The sequence below is a fragment of the Achromobacter sp. genome (genome assembly GCF_050285565.1).
Classification (GTDB): Bacteria; Pseudomonadota; Gammaproteobacteria; order Burkholderiales; family Burkholderiaceae_B; genus Achromobacter.
In genome coordinates this window covers 279,695-293,313 of the sequence record NZ_JBLZXG010000001.1, presented here as the reverse complement: position 1 = coordinate 293,313, position 13,619 = coordinate 279,695, and the positions used below count along the sequence as shown (strand labels likewise).

Here is a 13,619-nt window from a genome sequence, read left to right as displayed (position 1 = left end):
TTTGGAAGGCGGTATCAGATTTCCAGATTCAGGCTGAATCCGAGGGTCATGGCCGAGGTGCGGAACGCGTGCGGCTTGTGGATCGGCGCGCCGGCGAACAAGTCGTAGCCCAGTTTGTCCCAGAGCACGCCGCGCAGCCCCAAGGCCCCGCCCGCCAACTGACGCCCGACCAGGTACCGGGCCCCCTGGCCGCCCACCCGCCCATAGTCCACGGCCACATACAGCGCGGCGCTGTGCGACAACCCATTCCAGGCCAGTTCGTTACGCCAGAGCAGTCCGTTCTCGCCGGACAGCGTCTGCTCGCCGTCAAAGCCGCGCACCGTATAACGGCCGGCAATGGCCATGCGCTCCTGGGGCGTCAGCGCGTCCGGACTCCACTGGCCCCGGACAGCCGCCAGATATCGCCAAGGCTGCGTTCCCCAGACAAAGGGTTGGTTGACGCTGATGTCGCCCGACAACACACCGCCACGGGCGCTCCCGCTGCGGGAAGCCTCCTCGGGCGCGGGCTGGGCGCCGAATGCGCCGGTGCCGTGCCGCCAGGCCAGGTTCGCGTCCAGCGTGGCGCTGCCCAGATAACTTCGCTGGGTGACGCCAAGCTCCCACCCGGCGGTGCGACGCCGCTGTTGCCCGATGTCAATCTCATTGACCGCGTTGGTGGAATATTTGCGGTACGCGCGCAGGTTGAGCGTGGTCTTGTGCGCCTGGTCGCGATACACCAGCCGCGACACGGAGACCTGAAGGCTCGCGCTCTTGCCGCTGTATCTGAGCAGCTCGCTGGCGCTGGGGATGTTCTGGTGATAGGCGTAATTGCTGTAATTGACGCTGTAGGCCCAGTAACCGAGCGGGAACACGTAGTTCAAGGCATGGGAACGGCTGCCGAGCGTGTCTTGCGGGAACAGATCCCTGCCGACGTTGGCGTAGAAAAGATCGTTGTGCGCGAAGGGGGCGTCCACGGCCAGGGTGGCGGACCCCAGGTAACGCCCGGTGCTGTGCGAACCGCTATCGTCCAGGCCGAGACTCAGCCGTATCGGCCGGCTTTCGTGCCAGCTCACCAGCAGGTCGCTGGTGGCGCCGCGCTGTCCCGGCGCGATCCGGATATCGGCGGCCGCGCTGGGCGCGCGCTTGAGATTTTCCAGGCCCTGCTCGATATCGCGCAGATTGAGAATATCGCCCGGCGACGCCGGGATGGCATTCCATAAGCGGCCGCGCCACGAGACCGGCTCGTCGAAGCGGATGTCGCCAACGCGGCCGGGCACCAGCGTCAATGTCAGCAGGCCTCGGGTCAGATCCTGTTCCTGCGCCAGCACCCGCGTCGTGACATAACCTTTGGCCAGAATGGCGTTCTGCACCTTGTTGATCGCCACCATGATGCCCCCACCGCCCAGGCAGCGGCCATTTGCGCCCGCGGCAGCATCGAGCGCCCATTGAAAACCGGCGGCCGAATCGCCGGTCAGCCGCAGGGCCTTGATGACGAAGCAGGGACTGTCGTCGGCGGGATAATCGGATGGGGAGACTTCAGGACGGGGAAGATGCTCGTCAACCCGCGGGGTATTCTGCTGTTGCAGGGCGCGCTCGCGCTCTTGTTGGCGCAGTTGCTCGCGAGCATCGATGACGGTTGCGGGCGACGCCGGCGTCTCAAGCCCCGAGGCGGCGAAAACAGGTGCAATGGCGGTGGCGAGAACCAGCAGCCCTGGCCCCTGCAAGAACAACAGCCCACCGCGACGACTGCACTGCATCTCTGCTCCTTGATTGCGCGGAGCCAGAGTAGCAACGAATTACCGGGGCACGTAATTGTTAAATGGTCGTACAAATTCAAGCGCTGCCCGCTGCCCGCAGGAAATGGCGGACGACATTTCCCGCGCGCAACGACGCGCCCGCGTCGTCGGTTTTCGCGTCAGCGCGCGACCATCACCAGATGGCGAAAAACAGCACCCAGGACCAACAGAAAGGCACAAGCCCTGCCGCCAACACCAGCCAGGCCGCGGTCTTGCGGAACAGGCCGACGGGGCGCTGGTTCAACAGGCGCGCGAACAGCCGCAGTGTCCACAGCACCGCCAGCGTCAGCAGGGTGAAGCGCACCGGCGCCGCCCACGCGGCGCGCACGCCTTCGTGCTTGAGCAGATTGATGGTGGTGGCCGACAGCCCCAGGAACACACCGATGCCGGCCGAGGGAATCAGCCCCTGGGCCAGCTTATGCAGGCCCGGACGGAACCAGCCGGCCGCTTGCTGGCCGGCCACCGGCGCGGCGGGCGCCAACCGGTCGGCAATCCATAGCGACAGGAACGTGGCGCCGCCCACGCACACCGTGGCGCCGACCACGAACATCAGGATGCCCGCGCCATCGAGCCACGAGAAGCTGTCGTTCACTTCCGGATAATGCGTCAGGATGAACCACGGCGCGTTGTCCAGCAGCGGCCACATGATGTCGTGCTCGACCAGCCAGGTCGCGGCCCATTGCTTGGCCGCCACGTACCAGGGGCTGGCGCTCCAGAGGAAGGCGCCCATGGCGATGCCCATCAGGCCGAAGCACAGCAGCGCGGTCTGCCAGGGTTCGCCATCGGTGACGCTGACCACTTCTTCCTCGGGCGACCGCGGCGTCAGCGCGATGGCGCCGCGATAGCCGCTGCAACGGCCGCACACGTGACAGTCGCCGGCGCCCTTCATGTGTCGCAAGGGCACCAGCGGCGCACAGTTGATGGGTTCGATGCGGATGACCGGGTGGCGCCACTTTTCCTCGTCGACCTTGAAGTGCCACGGCGCCAGCTTGGCCAACAGATTGAACACGCCGTTGACCGGGCACAGGTACTTGCACCAGACCCGCTTGCTGCGGCCATAGCGCCAACCGACGATCATGGCGGCCACGGTGGAGCCGCCCAGCACCGCCAGCACCGCCAGCGGGTACTGGTACACACTGACGAGCTGCCCGTAGATCGTGGTCAGAGCGAAGGCCACGAACGGCCAACCGCCCCAGCGCATCCACTTGGGAATGGCATGCCCCTGGCCGCGTTCGCTGGCCCACTCGGTGAGCATGCCCTCCGGACAGAACCAGCCACACCAGGCCCGTCCGAGAATGGGCATGGAGACCAGCACGAACGGCCACCACACGCCCCAGAACGCGAACTGCGCAATGATGGTCAGGTTGTTGAACACCGAGGCCGAATTGTCCGGCAACGGCATGAGGGCCGGCACGATCAGGAGGAAAGCGTATATCGCAACAATGCCCCACTGCAGCTTGCGCAACAGAGGGGCATGGTCTCGGAGAAAGTCGGCGATACGGGAGGTCGCCCTCCCGAGTGCAGCTGCCATGGTCAAACCTTCATTAATTCAGTCCGGTAAAAGCGTCGCCTTGCGTACCTGAAACATCGATCAGGATGCGGCACGCGCCGCCACGGGCGCGGGCCTGCCGCCCACCCAGCGCAGCAGCGCCCACACCACGATCCAGTACGCAACCCACAACAATACCGAGATCAGGGCCGGCAAGGCGCGGTAGCCAGCAAAATCAGCCAGAACCTTACCGATACCGGTGCTGTCGCTCAGCAGCCAGGAGCTGTCCCAGACCGGATCGACAATGGTCGGCAAGACATCCAGCGAAATCAGGTGATCCAGCCCGCCCACCAGCAGCGAACCGGCCAGCAACAGCAGCAGGATTTCGGTCACGCGGAAAAAGCGACGCCAGGTGATGAGCTTGCCGCCCAGCTGCAGCAGCCAGAAGGTCAGCAGGGCCACCACGAAACCGGCCACGCCGGCCAGCGCCAGCATCAGCATGTTGTTGCCGCCCTCGCCCGCCGCCACGGTGCCGTACAGGAACACCACGGTTTCGCTGCCTTCGCGGGCCACGGCGATGGCCACCAGCACGAACAGCCCCCACCAGTTGTCGTTGGCCACCGACGACCGGGCGCCGCTTTCGAGTTCGCCCTTGAGGGTGCGGCCGTGCTTTTTCATCCACACGACCATCTGTACCACCAGCGCGCACGCCGCCAGCGACATGATGGCCTGGAACCATTCCTGGCCTTCGTCGCTGAGCCAGGTCGACACGCCCAGCAGCACCAGCGCCAGCGCGATCGCCAGCGCCAGGCCCGCGCCCACGCCGCCCCACAGATACTTCAGTCCGCGTTTGCCTTCCGGTGTCGAGCGCAGCCAGGTGTACAAGATGCCCACCACCAGCATGGCTTCGACGCTTTCGCGCCAGACGATGAAAAGAACCTGTTCCATGTAATGCGACTGCCTATTCCTTGGGCTTGACGACCAGCGTGCCCTTCACCGACTGGTGAAAATCATCGAAGAAGGGATACTCGCCCGGACGCGAGATGGTGATGACCACGAAAGACTTGACCCCGGGGCCCAGCACCTTTTCCTTGCGCAGCGGGATGCTTTCGAATTCGACCGGTTCGTTGCTTTCGTTGATCAGTTCGATCTTGAACCGGCCGGCCGGGACTTCCAGCGTGGCCGGTTCAAAGGTGCCGTTGGGCTTGAACGTCAGCGTGAACGTGGGCAGTTCGTCCGCCTGCGCGGGCGCCATGCCGGCCAGACCCGCCACGCTGATCAGCAGCGCGGCGCAAAGGTGACGCAGGAGACGCATGCTACGCACGATCAGTAGCCGCCCTTCTTGCCGGTGCCGGCATAGACGAATTCATATTCGAGGTCGAACGGCTGGAACCAGTCGCCCACGCCGGTTTCCTTGTCGATGTGACGGCCGAAATGGCTCATCTTGTCGGCGGTCGGCGGCAGGATGGTGTACTTCAGCTTGTACTTGCCCGGGCCTTCGAGCTTGATGTTCTCGCCGTAGTGCGGGCCGTCGTTGGCGACCATGGGCATGAAGGTGCCCTTCTGCACGTTCTGGCTGCCGACCTTCTGGATTTCGTATTTCACGACCAGGTAGGGCATCCATTCGCCTTCGGGGAAGCCGGTGGGATTGCCGGCCGTGGCGTGGATGTCGGCTTCGAGGTGGATGTCGGAATCCTTGGCGGGGCGCATCATGCCCGGCGGATCCATTTCGATCGGCTGCAGGTAGACCGCGCCAATTTCCATGCCGCCCTTTTCCACGGGCTTGCCGATCGGGTATTCGGCCGCTTGGGCGGCGGACATGCTCAAAGCGACAATGGCCAGGGCCAAGGCTTTCTTCATCATGGGGTCATCCTCGAAGCTCGATTGAAACGACGGATTCTAAAAACATAAACAAGAACCGTTTGCATTAATGTAACGAAAAAATCTGACATATCCCTGAATCAGATTCGTCTGCTATTTGAGGAACGTTGCGTCCCATCAAACAAAACAAAAGCCGGCGGGCAATGCCACGCCGGCTGAGCAAAGGCGGGGTCCGCGGCGCCGCCGCGGCCCGTCCTTTTTACGACTTGCGTCCGCCGCCCTGCGAACTCCCCGGGTTGAACGGGAAATTCGAGAACATGGCGCGCGTCTGATCCTGCATCTGGTCCTGCATCTGCACGAACAGATTTTTGCTCTGGTCGATGTAGTTGTTCATCATGTTCTGCAGCATCGGCGTCTGCACGTTCATGAACTGGGCCCAGGCTTCGGGGCCGAACTGACTGCCATACAGGCCCTTGGACTGCTCGGCCATGCGCTGCTGGATCTCCATGAAGGCCTGGATGTTCTTTTCCAGGTAAGAGCCCATGATGCCCTGCATCGCGTGGCCATAGAAACGGATGATCTGCGACAACATGTTCGACGAGAACATGGGCATGCCGCCGCTCTCTTCTTCGAGAATGATCTGCAGCAGGATGCTGCGCGTGAGGTCTTCGGCGCTCTTGGCGTCGACCACCTGGAATTCCTCATTGGCCAGAACCAGTTGCTTGACATCCGCCAGGGTGATGTAGGTGCTGGTCCGGGTGTCGTACAGACGACGGTTGGGGTATTTTTTAATCAGGCGCAGGCTGGCGCCGGTTTGTGCTTGCGTCATGGTTGTCCCCGGATCGGGCGATCTCTAAGACTTCGAATAGGGTGAAGTGTAATGCCGCGGCGCCGTCTCCCCGAGGCACCGCGGCGCGGAAGGGTCGCCCGCCGGGCGGCCCGCGATGCGTCAGCCCATGTGCAGGCCGCCGTTGAGCGAGAAATCCGCCCCGGTGGAAAAGCCGGATTCATCTGAAGCCAGCCACGCCGTCATCGACGCGATTTCCTCGGGGGTGCCCAGGCGTCGCACCGGAATCGTGGCCACGATCTTCTCCAGCACGTCCGGCCGGATGGCGCGCACCATGTCGGTGCCGATGTAGCCGGGCGAGATGGTGTTGACGGTGACGCCCTTGCTGGCGACTTCCTGCGCCAGCGCCATGGTGAAGCCATGGATGCCGGCCTTGGCCGTGGAGTAGTTGGTCTGGCCGAACTGGCCCTTCTGACCGTTCACCGAGCTGATGTTGATGATGCGCCCCCACTGGCGCTCGACCATGCCGTCGATGACCTGCTTGGTCACGTTGAACAGACTGTTCAGATTGGTGTCGATGACCGCGCGCCAATCGTCGGCCGTCATCTTGCGGAACAGGCCGTCGCGGGTGATGCCCGCGTTGTTGACCAGCACATCGACCGGCCCGAGCTCCGCCTTGACGCGCTCGAAGGCGGCCACGGTGGAATCCCAGTCGGACACGTTGCCGACCGACGCATGGAAGGTATATCCCTGCGCCGCCTGCTCATCCAGCCATTGCTGGTAATTGCGGCTCGGGCCGCAGCCTGCCACCACGCGAAAGCCTTCTTTGGCCAGGCGTTGGCAAATAGAGGTGCCGATCCCGCCCATCCCGCCTGTAACGTAAGCCAGTTTTCCGCTCATTGGACTTCCTCCTGTGTGCGACGGACGCCTCGTTGATTGACTTCTTATTGGCCTGGGCCCACCGCATGCGCGGCTTCAGGCTGCCCTGACCTTTACATACCTGCCCGGCGCCGGTTCTATCGGCCGGTACCGGGCGTTACCTGATTTTGCACGTGCCTTGACCTGCTTGCCGGCATGCCCCGCCAGCCAGGCGGCCCAATCGGGCCACCAACTGCCCGGCTTTTCCTGGGCCTGGGCCAGCCAGGCGTTGGGATCGCCCGGCAGGGGCCGGCCGGCGCCGCCGAGATTGTCGGCCACCCAGTAGCTGCGGCGCTTCTTGGCCGGCGGATTCACCACGCCGGCAATATGGCCCGACGCGCCCAACACGAAACGCTGCGGGCCGCGCAGCAGCTGGGTGGACGCGTAGGCCGACACCCACGGCACGATATGGTCTTCGCGCGAACCGAAAATATACGCCGGCATCGACAGGCGCGTCAGGTCCAGCGGCAAACCGGCGGCCTGGGCGCGACCGGGCACCTTGAGGTTATTTTCGAGATAGGTATTGCGGAAGTACCAGGAAAAGAACGGGCCCGGCAGGTTGGTGCTGTCGCCATTCCAGAACAGCAGGTCGAAGGGCGGCGGCTTCTGGCCCTTCAGGTAGTTGCCGACGACGTAGTTCCAGACCAGTTCGTTGGGCCGCAGGAACGAGAAGGTGGTGGCCAGGTCACGCCCGGGCATCAGCCCGCCGTTGCCCAGTTGATGGTCGCGCAGCAGCGCGTGAGCCTCGTCGACGAAGACGCTGAGGATGCCGGTGTCATGGAAATCGAGCAACGAGGTCAGCAGCGTCAGCGCCGCCACCGGATGCTCGCCGCGCGCTTCGGCCAGCGCCAGCGCCGAGGCCAGCATGGTGCCGCCGACGCAGAAACCGAGGGCGTTGACCTGCGGCTGGCCGGTGATGTCGCTGGCCACGCGCAGGGCCCGCAACACGGCATCGTCGAGATAGTCGGACCAGGTGGCGCGATCGATGCCATCGGTATCGCTGGCCAGCGGATTGCGCCACGACATCAGGAACACCGTGAAGCCCTGCTCGACCGCATGGCGCACGAACGAGTTCTCGGGCTGCAGATCGAGGATGTAGAACTTGTTGATGTTCGGCGGCACGATCACCAGCGGCCGCTCGTGCACCGTGGCGCTCGCGGGCTGGTACTGGATCAGCTGGAACAGCGCATTTTCGAACACCACGTCGCCGGGGGTCACCGCCACGTTGCGGCCGATCTCGAACTGGGTCTCGTCGGTCTGGGTGATGCGGCCCTTCTTGACGTCGCCAAGCAGGTTGGCCAGCCCTTCGTTCAGGGCGCGGCCGGCGCTTTCGACAATGGACTGCTGGGCATCGGGATTGAGCGCCAGGAAGTTCGACGGCGACAGCGCGTCGACCCACTGCATGATCGAAAAGCGCAGCCGGTCGCGCATCGGTTCGCTGACCTGGGCCGCGTCGACCATGCGCGCCATGGCACGGGATGACAGCAGGTAGGTATGCGCCATCAGCAGATGCTGGCCATTGGCGGCCCAGGCCTCGCCGGCAAAACGGCGGTCGGCCGGCGGCGCCAGCGCGCCACGGCGGGCATCGTCGCACAGCCGCTGCCACTCGCGCGAGAACTCAGCCTGGATGTCGGCCAGGACGTCCGGAGCCACGCTCACCGGATGGGGCCCTGAAGCGGAGAGATTGGCATTCACTTCGACACCTTGTTATCGAGACTTCCCGATTGATGTTGCATGTCGGGTTAAGGGCTGTCAATGCGGGTATTCAATGAGGCAAGGCAGGCGCATGCGGCCGTCTTGCGCTGGATCAATCCGGATCCAGCCAGGCCAGCAAAGCCATCCGGCCAGTCTCGCCGTCGCGGCGGTAGGAAAAGAAGCGCGCCGCGTCCGACACCGTGCACAGACGGCTCAGGGTGACCTCCTGCACCCCGGCGCGGCGCAGGCGGAATTCGGCCAGGCCGGCCAGGTCGGCCAGCCATTTGCCCGGCGCGCCGGGCCGCGGCCGGAAATAGCGTTCGGCGGCGGCATCGTCGGCGAGGAAGGCGTCCAGCACATCGCGCCCGACCTCGAAGGCGGCCGGCCCGATGCCGGGGCCGACCCAGGCGCGCCAGGCCGTGGCCCGCGGCGCCTTGGCGCGCATCGCCGCCAGCGTGTGTTCCAGCACGCCGCCGGACAGGCCGCGCCAGCCGGCGTGCGCCGCGCCCAGGACCCGGCCGTCGGCGTCGGCCATGACCACCGGCAGGCAGTCGGCTACCATCACGGCCAGCACCCGGCCCGGGCGCGCGGTGACGCTGGCGTCCAGCGCGGGTTCGTCCGGCAGGTCGGCGGCGTCGGCGTCAACCACCTCGCTGCCGTGTACCTGGCGCAGCCACAGGGGCTCGGCCGGCAGCGCCGCGCGCAACCGGCGGCGGTTCTCGGCCACGGCGTCGGGATCATCGCCGGCGCGGCGGCCGAGGTTGAAGGTGTCGTGCGGGGGCAGGCCCACGCCACCGGCCCGGGTGGTACAGAAATAATTGACGCCGGCCCAGACCGGGCCGGTCACCACGGGCAAGCCTTGCATCACGCGTTCCATGCGATCGCTTCCTGGACCTGGGTCATGTCGGCCGGCACCGGCGCGACGCAACGGACCTCGCCCCGCCCGCCCGGATCGTCGAAATGCAAGGCGCGGGCATGCAGCATCTGCCGCTGCGCGCCAGCGATGTTCTTGCCGCCATAGAGGGTGTCGGCGAGCAGCGGGTGTCCCAGGCTGGCCAGGTGCACCCGGATCTGGTGGGTACGGCCGGTCTCAAGGCGACAGACCACCTCGCTGACGCGGCCGCCGGGATCGACCTGGCCGCGCCGCGCGGGGGCATAGTGGGTGACGGCGGGCTTGGGCGCCACCGGACGCTCGACGCTCATGCGCACCGGCACGCGCGGATCGCGGCCGATCGGGCGGTCGACCTTGCCGGCGGCGGCCAGCCAGCCGTGCGCCAGCGCCACGTATTCGCGGCCCATGCTGCGGGCCTGCAATTGGCGCACCAGGTGGGTCTGGGCGATCTCGTTGCGCGCCACCACCATCAGACCGGAGGTATCCTTGTCCAGCCGGTGAACGATGCCCGCGCGCGCCACCTGGGCCAGTTCCGGATAGCGGTGCAGCAGGCCGTTGAGCAGCGTGCCGCTCCAGTTGCCGGCGCCCGGATGCACCACCAGGCCGGCGGGCTTGTTCACCACGATCCAGTCGGCGCTTTCTTCCACGACCGGGAAGTCGATGGGTTCGGGCGCGAATGCCAGGGTTTCAGGCGCGGGCTGGGCCCAGACGGTGATCTCGTCGCCCGGCCCGACCGTCTGGCGCACCTTGCCCGGCGCGCCGTTGACGTGCACGTTGCCGGCCTCGATCCAGCCTTGCAGGCGGCTGCGGGAATGGTCTGGCAACAGCCCGGCCAGCACCTTGTCGAGCCGGTCGGCCCGGGTGCCCGCGGGCACCGTTACAAGTTGCGCGTTTTCAAGCGACCCGCCGTGCGATTTTCCCCCTGGGTTTTCGCCGGAATGACCATCGGAAAAGTCCAGGAGTTCATCGTCGGAAACGAGATCTGCGCTGAAGGCTGTAGCGGACATGGAGACAAATCATATAATCAGCCTGCCATGCTACCACCAAGGATACGATTCTCGTGATTCACCACCCCGCAGCTCCCTCGAACCCCGCCTCCCGAAGCGGGTCGGTCTTGCGCGTGGTTATCGCGCTATTTGCCGTCATCGCGATCGCCGGTTGCGGCTCGACCAACAGCAAATACGATAAGACCGCCAACTGGAGCGCCGAACAGCTCTACGCCGACGCCAAGGCCGAAATCTCCTCGGGAGGCTGGAAGGAGGCGCGCGAGCGCCTGACCGCCATCGAAAGCCGCTACCCCTTCGGCGTCTATGCCCAGCAAGCCCTGCTCGAATTGGCCTACGTCAACTGGAAGGACGGCGAAAACGAACAGGCGCTGGCCGCGATCGACCGCTTCCAGCAGCTCTACCCCAACCATCCGGGCACCGATTACGCGCTGTACCTGAAGGGCCTGATCAACTTCACCCCGGCCAGCGCCTTCATGAGCAGCATCACCGGCCAGGATCCCGCCGAGCGCGACCCCAAGGGTCTGCGCGCGTCCTACGACGCGTTCAACGAGCTGATCAAGCGCTATCCGGACAGCAAGTACACCCCGGACGCCGAAAAGCGTGTCGCCTGGCTGGTCAACACCATCGCCATGAACGAAGTGCACGTGGCCCGCTACTACTTCGAACGCGGCGCCTACGTCGCGGCGGCCAACCGGGCGCAGACGGTCATCACCGACTTCGAAGGCGCGCCGGCCACCGAGGAAGCCCTCTACATCATGGTCGCCTCGTACGACAAGCTCGGCATGACCGAACTCAAGAACGACTCGGAGCGCGTGCTGGACAAGAACTTCCCCAACAGCGTGTTCAAGAGCAAGGGCCTGAAGGCCGACAAGAGCTGGTGGAATCCGTTCAACTGACCTGACCGGCCACGGCATGGGAAAAAACCCTTCGAGCGATCGAAGGGTTTTTTTTTGCCCGCATCAAGCCCGCTGGCGGCGCCCTATGCCTGCTTGCGGCGGTAGAACGCCAGCACTTCCTCGAGTTCACGTGTGCGCGCGAACGGCGGCAGGCCGCGCCAGAGGCGCTTGCCATAGGGCTTTTCGACCAGGCGCGCGTCGCCCACCATCAGCACGCCCCAGTCGGACTCCGTGCGGATCAGGCGGCCGGCCCCCTGCTTGAGCGAGATGGCGGCCTCGGGCAACTGGTATTCGGAGAAGGGATTGCCGCCCTGGGCACGGCAGGCCCGCAGGCGCGCCTCGATCACGGGGTCGTCGGGCGGCGCGAACGGCAGCTTGTCGATTGCCACCAGCGTCAGCACATCGCCGGGCAGGTCGATGCCTTCCCAGAAGCTGGCGCTGCCCACCAGCACCGGGTGGGTCAGCTTGCAAAAGCGGTCGAGCAGGTCGCGGCGCGTGCCTTCGCCCTGCTTGAGCAGCGGCCAGTCATGGCCAGCGTCATCGAAGGCATCGGCCAACAGATTGGCGACCTTGTCCACGGCGCGCAGCGTCGTGCACAGCACCAGCGTGCCCCCCGGGCTGGCCTGCAGCAGCGGCAGCAGCGTCTGCACGAAGCGGTCCAGGAACTGCGGCGATTGCGGTTCGGGCATGCCGCGCGGCACGAACAGCAACGCCTGTTCGGGATAATCGAAGGGCGACTCCCACTTGCCGGTGCGCGCGCGATCCAGCCCCAACTGGCCGGTGAAATGGGTGAACTCGCCGTTCACCGACAAGGTGGCCGACGTCATGATCCAGGCCTGGCCCGGCTTGCGGTATTTGGAGAAGGCCTGCGCCACCGACAGCGGCGCGGAGTGCAGGCGCACATGGTGCTGACCATGCTCGACCCAGCGCACCGCCGGTCCGGCCCATTCGGCGGCCGCCGCCGCGCCTTCGAGAATGGCGACCGGCGTCGACAGGCCATCGCCCAGGGCCGCCGGCGGTTCGGGCGCGTGGTCGTCACGGCCCCAACCCTCGTCGTCGACCACGGAGGCGTCGCGCGCCGGCGTGGCCCAGCGCTTCAGACGCACGGCGATCTCGGCGCCGCTGCGCGCGGCCGCCACCAGATCGGGATGGCGCTCGGCCACGGCGCCCAGCGCGTTGGTGGCGATGTCCACCGCCTCGCGCAGCACCGCCAGCGCGGCATCGAATTCCTCGGGATTGGGAATGGCCTCGAAGGTTGCCTTGCGGCCCGGCATGCGGTCCAGCGGCGCACAGACCAGGCGCAACTCGCGCGCCGCCGTTTCCACGTGCCGCGCCACGTCGCTCCATTTGGTGGCTTCGCGCGCATACGCCAGGCCGGCGGCCTCCAACGCGCGGCCGAAGTCCAGCAATTGATGGGTCGACACGCTGCTGCCCAGAAAGCGCGTGGCGGTATCGGGCAACTGGTGGGCTTCGTCGAAGATGACGGTGTCGGCCTCGGGCAGCAGGTCGGTGACGCCCTCTTCGCGCAACACCAGGTCGGCCATGAACAGCGCATGGTTGACCACCACCACGTCAGCCTCCTGGGCCTGGCGGCGCGCCTTGACCACGAAGCAGTCGCGGATGCGCGGGCATTCCTGGCCCAGGCAGTTCTCGCGGGTCGAGGTGACGCGCTGCCAGATGTCGGCGTCTTCGGGCACCTGCGCCAGATCGCCACGATCACCCGTCTTGGAAATGCCGGCGAACACCTGGATCTGGCGCAGTTGCTGGATTTCGGCACGCGATTTCAGCGCGCGCTCGTCGCCTTGCAGGCGGTCAAGATGGTAATGACAGACGTAATTGCCGCGGCCCTTGAGCAAGGCGGCCGTCACCGGCGCGGCCAGCGCCGCCCGCACGCGCGGCAGGTCGCGCGTGAACAACTGGTCCTGCAGGGTGCGGGTGCCGGTGGAGATCAGCACCTTGCCGCCCTGGATGAAGGCGGGTACAAGATAGGCCCAGGTCTTGCCGATGCCGGTGCCGGCCTCGGCCACCAGCGTGGCGCGATCCTGGATGGCTTGGCCGATGGCCTGGGCCAGTTCCACTTGGGAAGGGCGCGGCTTGTAGCCGGGCAAGGCCGACGCGAGCGGGCCGTCCTCGGCGAAGAATTCGGAGATGTCCAGGTCCAGCATGGAAACAGCCGGGCGTCGCGATCGACCGCGCGGATCGACGGCGGGGGCGCCAGGCCCTGATAGGGTGGGAAAGGATCAAATGATACCCGCTGGCGCCGTGCTTTTCCGCCGACCGCGTCGCAAACGGCGCACCCCATGGGGACGGATGCATCCCGCCTGGCACGTTCTGTAACA

General features: G+C 65.8%; 12 protein-coding genes. 1 reads left to right on the top strand and 11 read right to left on the bottom strand.

The window, feature by feature from the left end:
- Nucleotides 1-14 precede the first annotated feature (14 nt).
- The 10 genes from ACN6O8_RS01310 to ACN6O8_RS01265 form a co-directional block, all read right to left on the bottom strand.
- Complete coding sequence (locus ACN6O8_RS01310; protein ID WP_427989283.1) at nt 15-1,736, bottom strand: ShlB/FhaC/HecB family hemolysin secretion/activation protein; 1,722 nt, start codon at nt 1,734-1,736, stop codon at nt 15-17.
- A 172-nt stretch (nt 1,737-1,908) separates the two neighbouring features.
- Entirely contained in the window at nt 1,909-3,306 is a 1,398-nt protein-coding gene (locus ACN6O8_RS01305) for a 4Fe-4S binding protein (RefSeq protein ID WP_427989282.1), read from the bottom strand.
- A gap of 60 nt (nt 3,307-3,366) precedes the next feature.
- Entirely contained in the window at nt 3,367-4,212 is an 846-nt protein-coding gene (locus ACN6O8_RS01300) for an FTR1 family iron permease (protein WP_427989281.1), read from the bottom strand.
- A 13-nt stretch (nt 4,213-4,225) separates the two neighbouring features.
- Nucleotides 4,226-4,579, bottom strand: coding sequence for a cupredoxin domain-containing protein (locus tag ACN6O8_RS01295; RefSeq protein ID WP_427989280.1), 354 nt, complete (start codon nt 4,577-4,579; stop codon nt 4,226-4,228).
- Between the two features lie 11 nt (nt 4,580-4,590).
- Nucleotides 4,591-5,127, bottom strand: coding sequence for an iron transporter (locus tag ACN6O8_RS01290; RefSeq protein WP_427989279.1), 537 nt, complete (start codon nt 5,125-5,127; stop codon nt 4,591-4,593).
- Between the two features lie 217 nt (nt 5,128-5,344).
- Nucleotides 5,345-5,914 (bottom strand): polyhydroxyalkanoate synthesis repressor PhaR, encoded by a 570-nt coding sequence (gene phaR / locus ACN6O8_RS01285; RefSeq protein WP_427989278.1) that lies wholly within the window; start codon nt 5,912-5,914, stop codon nt 5,345-5,347.
- A 120-nt stretch (nt 5,915-6,034) separates the two neighbouring features.
- Nucleotides 6,035-6,772, bottom strand: coding sequence for a 3-ketoacyl-ACP reductase (locus ACN6O8_RS01280; RefSeq protein ID WP_427989277.1), 738 nt, complete (start codon nt 6,770-6,772; stop codon nt 6,035-6,037).
- Nucleotides 6,773-6,847: 75 nt separating this feature from the next.
- Nucleotides 6,848-8,485, bottom strand: coding sequence for a class I poly(R)-hydroxyalkanoic acid synthase (phaC, locus tag ACN6O8_RS01275; protein ID WP_427989276.1), 1,638 nt, complete (start codon nt 8,483-8,485; stop codon nt 6,848-6,850).
- A gap of 112 nt (nt 8,486-8,597) precedes the next feature.
- Complete coding sequence (gene pgeF / locus ACN6O8_RS01270; RefSeq protein ID WP_427989275.1) at nt 8,598-9,362, bottom strand: peptidoglycan editing factor PgeF; 765 nt, start codon at nt 9,360-9,362, stop codon at nt 8,598-8,600.
- The gene (locus tag ACN6O8_RS01265; RefSeq protein WP_427989273.1) at nt 9,350-10,384 is read right to left on the bottom strand and encodes an RluA family pseudouridine synthase; all 1,035 of its coding nucleotides are present in this window, start codon (nt 10,382-10,384) and stop codon (nt 9,350-9,352) included. The genes pgeF and ACN6O8_RS01265 overlap by 13 nt, the downstream gene beginning before the upstream one ends.
- 107 nt (nt 10,385-10,491) lie before the next feature.
- On the opposite strand from ACN6O8_RS01265, the gene ACN6O8_RS01260 reads away from it, so the two are divergent.
- Nucleotides 10,492-11,280, top strand: a complete 789-nt coding sequence (locus tag ACN6O8_RS01260; RefSeq protein ID WP_427989583.1) for an outer membrane protein assembly factor BamD — start codon at nt 10,492-10,494, stop codon at nt 11,278-11,280.
- An 83-nt stretch (nt 11,281-11,363) separates the two neighbouring features.
- On the opposite strand, the gene ACN6O8_RS01255 is transcribed toward ACN6O8_RS01260, so the two are convergent.
- Complete coding sequence (locus tag ACN6O8_RS01255) at nt 11,364-13,445, bottom strand: ATP-dependent DNA helicase (RefSeq protein WP_427989272.1); 2,082 nt, start codon at nt 13,443-13,445, stop codon at nt 11,364-11,366.
- Nucleotides 13,446-13,619: the final 174 nt, after the last annotated feature.

Bases quoted from the DNA above. Each gene is read 5' to 3' on its own strand.
- ACN6O8_RS01310 (WP_427989283.1), bottom strand. From the start codon at position 1,736: ATGCAGTGCAGTCGTCGCGGTGGGCTGTTGTTCTTGCAGGGGCCAGGG.
- ACN6O8_RS01305 (WP_427989282.1), bottom strand. From the start codon at position 3,306: ATGGCAGCTGCACTCGGGAGGGCGACCTCCCGTATCGCCGACTTTCTC.
- ACN6O8_RS01300 (WP_427989281.1), bottom strand. From the start codon at position 4,212: ATGGAACAGGTTCTTTTCATCGTCTGGCGCGAAAGCGTCGAAGCCATG.
- ACN6O8_RS01295 (WP_427989280.1), bottom strand. From the start codon at position 4,579: ATGCGTCTCCTGCGTCACCTTTGCGCCGCGCTGCTGATCAGCGTGGCG.
- ACN6O8_RS01290 (WP_427989279.1), bottom strand. From the start codon at position 5,127: ATGATGAAGAAAGCCTTGGCCCTGGCCATTGTCGCTTTGAGCATGTCC.
- phaR (WP_427989278.1), bottom strand. From the start codon at position 5,914: ATGACGCAAGCACAAACCGGCGCCAGCCTGCGCCTGATTAAAAAATAC.
- ACN6O8_RS01280 (WP_427989277.1), bottom strand. From the start codon at position 6,772: ATGAGCGGAAAACTGGCTTACGTTACAGGCGGGATGGGCGGGATCGGC.
- pgeF (WP_427989275.1), bottom strand. From the start codon at position 9,362: ATGGAACGCGTGATGCAAGGCTTGCCCGTGGTGACCGGCCCGGTCTGG.
- ACN6O8_RS01265 (WP_427989273.1), bottom strand. From the start codon at position 10,384: ATGTCCGCTACAGCCTTCAGCGCAGATCTCGTTTCCGACGATGAACTC.
- ACN6O8_RS01255 (WP_427989272.1), bottom strand. From the start codon at position 13,445: ATGCTGGACCTGGACATCTCCGAATTCTTCGCCGAGGACGGCCCGCTC.